We start from the raw sequence: 7,332 nt of genomic DNA on the forward strand, positions 1-7,332 counted from the left end.
CCAAACGGATAGTAATGTGTCTCTTCCCACAACGGCCCGTCAGCATTTTCACTGATCGCCTCCCGTCAGCGACACATTTTTTTTCAAAGACCTGCCCCTAAAATAAATAAAATCCGAACAGCGATGCCCGGATTTTATTTATTTTGCAACTGCTTTATTTAGCACCACTACTTAAAGCATCTCAAGAGCCTGGGTCATTGTGCCCGGGCTCCTTTTTTGAAGCCAGGTATTGAACCAGCAGGATAAATAATTATCACGGTAAACAGCATACTTTTTTTCTGCCTCCTGGCTGCCGTTGCACCAGCGATTACGCAGCTGTTCCAGTTCATAGAACATCTGATGCAGTTCTTCGTTTTCAAAAAGATGCAGCCCGTAACCGCAACTCATAAAATATTCAATCACCATCCACCTTTCACTACTGCCATTGGTGCCGTACAGATCATGTCCCAGGTCATTGATAAAAACCTGCAAGATCCTTGACAGATCAACGTCCAGCAGTTCGCATAATAAACGTACCTGTTCCGGTACTTGCAGGGCGTAGCTTTCCTCGCCACGCTGTAGCTGTGTTTTGTTTTCCATAATTATATTTTAAAAATGAAGGATAAAAAACAATCTCGCATGAGGGATAAAACAGACGTCCGGGAGAATAGATGATGCGTTACTACTGTTGATCTTATATTCTCATGTTGATCAGGGAACTATCGTCCAGCCTATGTTCTAACGTCCCCCGCATCATCTGTTCTCACGGACGCAGCAAGATAGTACAGCAGCTGATCAAGGTACTGCTGCTGGTGTTCGCGCAGTCTTATTCTCCCCGCGCCGGGCCAGCGGTATAACGCTGATGGCTATATCCTGTCGCCCCAACAGACGGTCTGCCGCCCCCGCCCGCCATTCCGCCCTGGCCGCTGGGGCGGGAGTACGGAGCGCAGCCCCTGGAGCGCAGCGGAAGGGGCAAGCGCAGTACGAAGCCCCAGCAGGCCGCGCCTTCGTCCTTTATCTCGCCGGGAGCGCCAGCGGACGGCAAAGACAAAAATGGAAGGCCAGGGCGGACGGCAGGGGGCGGACAAAATGGGCAGCGAAGGGATAGCGGCCATAGAGGCAACCACGAGTAGAACACCACCAGCTAGACCGGGAGCTGCCCGAACGGAGGCGGAAGGAGCGCAAAAACTGTGACAGGTGGAGCGCAGCGGAACCTGGCGCAGTTTTTTGCCGACTGACGCCGCAGTGAGACCTTTTTACCTGCCAGGGCTTTATACTAACGCGTATGACTATATTATATCTCCAGCTCTGCACTATTGCTGATTTCCTGCCTATTCTTCCGCTTCATCATGCCGTGTAAAACCGATCATATTACGCGGTTCCTGTGGTGGACTAAGTAATTCTTTGAGGTATTCAAAGATCAGTTGTATATCAGCATCATGGCTGGTAGACTTCTTTTCTAACTGTTCCAGCTTCAATAAAATATCTTTATGCGTAGACAACATTTCCCGCATCTTTACGAAGATTTCAATAATACGGATGCTTACCTGTATAGCCCTTTCACTACGCAATACATTAGCCAGCATCAACACGCCATGTTCAGTAAAAACATAGGGAAGATAGCCACCAAGGTGCTTTTTGGATGGTATCGCATTTTGCGATACCATGCCTTCCACTTCTTCCTCTGTCAGCTGGAACATAAAGTTTTCCGGGAACCTGTCCATATTACGTTTTACCTGTTCCCTTAGCCGTATCGGCTTTACATCATACAGCTCTGCAAGATCACGGTCTAACATTACCTTATGTTCCCTGATGTAATAGATTTTACTGATTAATACTTCATCAGGTAAAACCATTTCTTTTCTTTCTTTACTCATGATTAAAATATAAGATTATAGTAAATACTTCTTACAACGGATGGAACCTGTTTACAGCTTCCTGTAAGCCATCCAGCACATTCTGTTTATATGCCTCTGTAGAACTTACGTATTTATGCCCTGCCAGGTGTTGCACTTTTCTAAGATCATATTGTTTCAACCACTGCGTAATAACACTGGCCCTTATCTGATCAAGATTCTTTATCCTGCTGTTGATCTGCCGTAACTGCTTTAGCAACATTTGGGTAACACTATAAAAATGCTGACCACCATCCCGCTGCACAAAAAGCTGATCAGTGATTACCCCTTCCGGTAAAAGCTGTTTTCTTACTTCATGCAAGTAATCCATTAACTCATACACCTGTGAACTCTCTAACGTCATACTCCTGGCTGCTGTTCTTCTTTTGGCATGTATCATAATCTTACCTTCCCGCAACTGCAAGTCGGATACTTTTAACGCTGCTATTTCCTCTACACGCAAGCCCTGATACACCAGCAGGCTTAACATTACTCTGTTACGTCTCCTGGATAAAATGTTCATTTCCTGCGGTGGCAGCATCTTTCCGGGTTCATGAGTGATGTCTGTAGTATAATTTTGATACAGTTCTTCTAACTGCGCAGCACTTAAAATATCATAATAAGCACGGCGCTTAATACCCTGCACTTTAATACAACTAACAGGATTTTCCCTGATCATGCCCTCACTGATCAGCCACTCATAATATTTACGTATATGCGTCAGGTAACCAGATACTGTTTTCTGCGATGCACCACCTTTACCGCTCCACTTCATAAAGTCCAACATATCACTGTAGCTTATATCTTCCAGCTCCGGTATGTTCTCTTTATCTGCCCACTGGCGCAGGTAATTAACCGCCCGGATAACCGTATCAATGGTAGCAGTGCTGTAACGTTTTATAACCAGGTATTCCCGGAACTTACTATAATCAGGTAGCATGTATATGAGGATTTTGCTGTTCTAAAAAGTGAGTGTATATCTGTGTGCTTTCAAGACTGGTATGACCTAAAAAGTCTTTGATACGTTCCAGCGTCATACCATTTTGCAACAGGTGCGTAGCAATGCTGTGCCGCAACGTATGCAGGTGTACATCTTTTAACTGTAGTTCCAGGTTACCAGATAAGGCTATCAGTAATTTCAGCCGTATCAGTAACGCCTGACCACTCAACCGCCTGCCGCTATAAGTAACAAAAAGGGCATCCTGTTTTCCTGTAATAAAGTAAGGGCGGGCATCATACAGGTATTGTTCCAGGTATTTAATACCCTGCTTAGTAACCGGAACAAAACGTTCCCGGTATCCTTTCCCTTTACGAACATGCAGCAGGGAGCTATGGAAGTGGATATCTCCCGTATCAAGATGATAACCTTCATTCCTTCTTAACCCGCAGCTGTAGAACACTGCCAGCATTGCCCTGTCTCGCTTTTGCATAGTTTCATAGAACATAGCACCTTTATCATGCTTACGGGATTCATAGGGCTGATAGGTCGTTTCAAAAAGCAGTCTGATTTCTTCCTGTGTTAATACATCGGTGACTGTACCTTCACCACTTTCTGTACGTATGTCCAGCCTGGGAAGCAACAGTCTACCGCTCTGGCGCAGGTAATCGCTGAACTTCTGTAATGCCTGTAAATGCTTATTTAGATAACTATTGCTTAACCCACCACCACGGCGCTGATTAGCCCGTCCTTTCAACTTATAATAATGATCTTTGAACAGGTGTATATCCAACTGATGTAAGCCTGCATAGCCTTTTCTCTCCGCATAATAAAGCAGCTCCTGTATGTGGTTAGGTAACTGATAAACGGTTTGCTCATTATAGCCCAGCGTCCCTAGCCATTGCCCGTAACTTTGGACAATATAACGGTAGGCCTCACTTTTTAAGTCAAGCTGTTTCATGATACAATAAGTTTTTGTGTGCGATATGTATTATCCGTATAACGTGAGCCGTCAGGCTAACTGCTTCTTTTTCTTTCGTTTATCTGGCTCACTTATCTGATGGGCTGTTATTGAACCATTGAGCCCTTCCGTTACTTCATCCAGGACGGTAATGATGCGCTGCTGTAGCTGCTGGTATTCTTCATAGCTCAGCACTTCATAATGATAAGCCTTTGTGTAGCGGCTTTCCACCTGGCGTATATACCCCACTTGCAGCAGTGCTGCATGGTGGCGCTTTACCGTACTTAATGGTATGCGCATCATAGTACGGATATTACTATTGGTAAAAGTCCTGTCGCCACTGGATTTCAGGCATACTTTGAGCTGTTCAAAATAATGACGGGTAGCACCACTCAGTTCATCACTTTTACGCAGCAATATACCTTTCATCAGCTCATTAGCTTCTCTTATATCGTCTATGGTAGTGGTAATATAACGTTCGCCTGTAGCTTCATCTATCTGTATATCCCGCTGGTATTGCTTATAAAAGGTGATCACCTCTATAAAGGCCAAGTAATGAGCATTGGTACGGCGTTGTTTAAAAACCTCCTTCGGTATCTTTAACAGCTCTGCATAAGGATTGCGAACGGTAACTGGTTTTAATATACGCTGCACGTTCTGTAACAGGTAGCGGGCTTGTTGCTCGACCGCGCTGTTTACCTTGCCTGCGCTTAGTTTTCGTTGGTAATCCATGATACGTTCATCCTGTTCAATACTTTCATCAAGATATAACAGGAAGCAGCGGTTAGCATTATCTTCATACAGACTTTCATGTGTAGTACAACCAGCAATACTAACAGGGCCATGAACTTTTAAGTGGATGGTTTTAGTATTGCCGTTACGGTCTTTGATGGTAACAGTTTTACTGATACGCTGCTTGCTTTGCAGCTCCCGCAAGGGATACAGGGCAGACCATATACCGTCCAGATCTTCTATTAATATTAGTTTATGGCCCAGTTCTCCTTTATCAAAATAATAAAAAGCATTCTCCGTTAAAGCGGTGATTTCGATCTTATCTTCGTCCGGCATCAGGTCGCCGATCTTTTCCTGTAGGTGGCTTTTACCTGTGCCACTGCTGCCGAAGCTGATCACATGCAACGGATGGATAGTTTTACGACTGGTAAAGATCAGGTACATAATCAACCGGTTCAGCTCTTCGCCTACCATGCCACTTTTGCTAATAATTTCGTTTGTGCGTTCCAGTAAGTCGGGCTGTTGTAAAAACTGCATCGCTTGCCCCTGTTCTGCTTCTGTCAGCACTTTCAGCGGCTTTACCTGTTCCTGCTTCCTGGCTTCGATCTGTTGTAAACGATAACCTTCCAACTGATCAGTGATTTCACCCAACGCCTGTACAACAGGACTACTACCGATTTCCAGCCGGTCGGCTATAAGTCTTGATAGCTTTTCAACCTGGTGATGATTATATAAGTCGAGGTTTTGGCGGATGGCAAGATTTGCAATATCAGGATGATCAAGATAGTGTTGGAACTTACGGTTTAATACTTCCACCTTCAACGTGACCCGCATCCGGTCTAAACCATCCAACCGGATACCTCCCAGGATAGTAAACCCCAGTTCCTCCGTTTGGTAAGTAATGGCGTCCTGATTATCGATATTGATCTTAGCCATAAAAAATATTTTTTCTTCACCTATTGGTGACAAAGATAATTGATAGGTAAATTAAAAACAAACTTTTCATTGTTGTTTTTCACCTATCAATAAACTAATTTTACTAAAATGCCGATTAATCAGGCATTTTCATCACTTATCAGGTATGGATTTAGGTAATAAAATAGTACAACTGCGTAAAGAGAAGGATCTTAACCGGGACGAACTCGGTAAGGCTGTTGGCACCTCCGGTGCTATCATTGGCCGTTATGAGCGTAATGAGATTACACCATCTGTAGAAGTAGCCGCAAAGATTGCGGACGCACTGGACGTAAGCCTGGATTATCTGGTGGGTAATACTAGCTTTTTAGTGAAGGATAAAAAAATGCTCTATCGCCTGGAGCTGCTGGATAAAATCTCAGAAGAAGACCGTAATACTATTCTGCGCGTGGTGGATGCTTTCCTTAAAGAAGCCCAGCTCACTACTACCGCTAAAAAACTAAAAGCATAAAAGTAAAAAGCCGCAGGTCTTTCCTGCGGCCCTTATTACCTTCAATATCAAACTACATCAAGTTTCCTGATGTCTTTTAGATACCTGATATACGTGCTTAATTTGCCGGTAGAATAATAATATGAACAACAGAATACCTATGATTCCATTATACACCCCGTATTCATCCACGTACTTTTGAGAAGTAAAAAAAACATACACAAGATATTCTGCAAGGGAAACTAAGCCAATCAAAGCAACGAATGCTATAAAATTCTTCAGCTTAAATGAAAAATAGACAACCGCAGAAAACAGCACCATGTTTATGATTGGTAAAAATAAAAACATAAACATGTAATAATACCAGTCGCCTCCACTCCTAAGTTTATCAACTCTCAAAAACGCATAATCTTGCCTGATAAACATAAGTAATACATATAATATCAAGTACTTTAATAAAAAGTACAATAAAACAATTCTAAACTTAACTGTAGCCATTTTACAATCTTTTATACCACATTGCTGGTTTATACTCTCTTACTAAATGATTATTTACAATACGGAACCTATGAGTTTCTTTAAATGAAGGCTGATTATATTGCATTATAGTACTACCATTAAGTTTAAGTGTAGCTGAAGGGAATACATCAGTTGCCGCCGAAACAGAAACTGCCCCCTTAGGAGAAATATTAACATCTAATTTCTGGCCAACATTGACAATATTATACCCCATAGTATTTAATGCAAGTTCTTCGATCTTAGGCACACTCGCATGCTGCTTAAAACTAACGTTCATTCCTTCAGATGTAGTTGTGGCACTCAACTTATTTTGATCATCACCTAATCCGGGATAATTATCTCTTGCTGTACCGACAGGAGTTTCTCCAATCTTCACTTTACTTGTAGCTGTAACCCCCGTTAATTCTCCTTCACTATTTTCCTGGCCTGTGATAGTTACTGTTGATGTTAATTTATCCCCTGCTGGCACATCTCCCCCAGGTCCATCCCATAATTTCGCATCAATATAGCTGTTAAAATTAAATGTCAATGATTTTCCTAAATAAGTCTCACCATCTTTTGTTGTCGCTTGTGAATTAGCATTTTTGTCCCATCTAATGTTGCCATCTTTATCTTTCACAAAATCAGTTGGTCCCATTCCATCAGGATCTATAAAACGTATAGGGTTATCAAACGCATAATTATAAGGTGAGTGCCTACGCATTTGGTCTGCTAGTGGATCTATTACATGCCATCTTCCTATCTGCGCATCATACATCCGCGCTCCATAGTCATACCATTCTAACCCACTGCCATCATTGAACTCCTTCGACTGCAGTTCTTTGCCATTATACTTCATCCTATTCTCCGGATAATTGCTTCCTTTTAAAGCATTTGAACTTATCCCACTCATCGTGAGTCCAAA

7 protein-coding genes are annotated in these 7,332 nt (G+C 42.8%); 1 reads left to right on the forward strand and 6 read right to left on the reverse strand.

Annotated elements, in window-relative coordinates:
• Positions 1-171: 171 nt before the first annotated feature.
• The 5 genes from CLV51_RS28625 to CLV51_RS28645 form a co-directional block, all read right to left on the reverse strand.
• Entirely contained in the window at positions 172-579 is a 408-nt protein-coding gene (locus CLV51_RS28625) for a hypothetical protein (RefSeq protein WP_106531547.1), read from the reverse strand.
• 731 nt (positions 580-1,310) lie between these two features.
• Positions 1,311-1,856, reverse strand: a complete 546-nt coding sequence (locus CLV51_RS28630) for an ORF6N domain-containing protein (protein ID WP_106531548.1) — start codon at positions 1,854-1,856, stop codon at positions 1,311-1,313.
• Between the two features lie 31 nt (positions 1,857-1,887).
• On the reverse strand, positions 1,888-2,814 hold the full coding sequence (locus tag CLV51_RS28635; protein ID WP_106531549.1) for a tyrosine-type recombinase/integrase: 927 nt from the start codon (positions 2,812-2,814) through the stop codon (positions 1,888-1,890).
• Entirely contained in the window at positions 2,804-3,772 is a 969-nt protein-coding gene (locus CLV51_RS28640; RefSeq protein ID WP_106531550.1) for a tyrosine-type recombinase/integrase, read from the reverse strand. The genes CLV51_RS28635 and CLV51_RS28640 overlap by 11 nt, the downstream gene beginning before the upstream one ends.
• Before the next feature lie 51 nt (positions 3,773-3,823).
• Positions 3,824-5,440 (reverse strand): hypothetical protein, encoded by a 1,617-nt coding sequence (locus tag CLV51_RS28645; protein WP_211302156.1) that lies wholly within the window; start codon positions 5,438-5,440, stop codon positions 3,824-3,826.
• 145 nt (positions 5,441-5,585) lie between these two features.
• Here CLV51_RS28645 and CLV51_RS28650 point away from each other — a divergent pair, with 145 nt between their 5' ends.
• Positions 5,586-5,930, forward strand: coding sequence for a helix-turn-helix domain-containing protein (locus CLV51_RS28650; RefSeq protein ID WP_106531551.1), 345 nt, complete (start codon positions 5,586-5,588; stop codon positions 5,928-5,930).
• Positions 5,931-6,408: 478 nt separating this feature from the next.
• Here CLV51_RS28650 and CLV51_RS28660 read toward each other — a convergent pair.
• A partial coding sequence (locus CLV51_RS28660) for an RHS repeat protein (RefSeq protein ID WP_281261544.1) occupies positions 6,409-7,332 on the reverse strand: 924 nt, incomplete at its 5' end.

The organism is Chitinophaga niastensis, from assembly GCF_003014755.1.
GTDB classification, from domain to species: domain Bacteria; phylum Bacteroidota; class Bacteroidia; order Chitinophagales; family Chitinophagaceae; genus Chitinophaga; species Chitinophaga niastensis.

Excerpts from the sequence above, each read along its gene's own strand:
- CLV51_RS28625 (WP_106531547.1), bottom strand. The coding sequence starts at position 579 with ATGGAAAACAAAACACAGCTACAGCGTGGCGAGGAAAGCTACGCCCTG.
- CLV51_RS28635 (WP_106531549.1), bottom strand. The coding sequence starts at position 2,814 with ATGCTACCTGATTATAGTAAGTTCCGGGAATACCTGGTTATAAAACGT.
- CLV51_RS28645 (WP_211302156.1), bottom strand. The coding sequence starts at position 5,440 with ATGGCTAAGATCAATATCGATAATCAGGACGCCATTACTTACCAAACG.
- CLV51_RS28630 (WP_106531548.1), bottom strand. The coding sequence starts at position 1,856 with ATGAGTAAAGAAAGAAAAGAAATGGTTTTACCTGATGAAGTATTAATC.
- CLV51_RS28650 (WP_106531551.1), top strand. The coding sequence starts at position 5,586 with ATGGATTTAGGTAATAAAATAGTACAACTGCGTAAAGAGAAGGATCTT.
- CLV51_RS28640 (WP_106531550.1), bottom strand. The coding sequence starts at position 3,772 with ATGAAACAGCTTGACTTAAAAAGTGAGGCCTACCGTTATATTGTCCAA.